The sequence below is a fragment of the Nocardioides sp. R-C-SC26 genome (genome assembly GCF_021246465.1).
Lineage (GTDB): Bacteria > Actinomycetota > Actinomycetes > Propionibacteriales > Nocardioidaceae > Nocardioides.
This window is the reverse complement of record NZ_JAHRHK010000058.1, coordinates 1-327: the sequence shown is the minus strand read 5'-3', so window position 1 is coordinate 327 and position 327 is coordinate 1. Positions and strand designations below refer to the sequence as shown.

Here is a 327-nt window from a genome sequence, read left to right as displayed (position 1 = left end):
CCTTCGGCACCGACCTCGCCAGTTCCCGCGCGCTGGATGCGGCGATCAAGGAGGTCTTCGTCGAGGACGCCGTGTTCCGCATCGACCACTTCCTCGGCAAGGAGGCGGTGCAGAACATCTTGGCGTTGCGCTTCGCCAACGGGCTCTTCGAGCCCTCGTGGAACCGTCGGCACATCCGATCGGTGCAGATCGACGTGCCCGAGAAGCTCACCGTGACCGGCCGCGGCAGCTCCTATGACGCGACCGGGTGCCTGCGCGACATGGTCTCCACGCACCTGGCGCAGCTGCTCGCCTTCGTCGCGCTCGACGATCCCGGCTCGTTCGACG

1 pseudogene is annotated in these 327 nt (G+C 67.3%); it reads left to right on the top strand.

Features of this window, described 5'->3' with window-relative positions:
- A pseudogene (locus KSO97_RS17425) lies at positions 1 to 327 on the top strand (glucose-6-phosphate dehydrogenase); the annotation flags it as partial.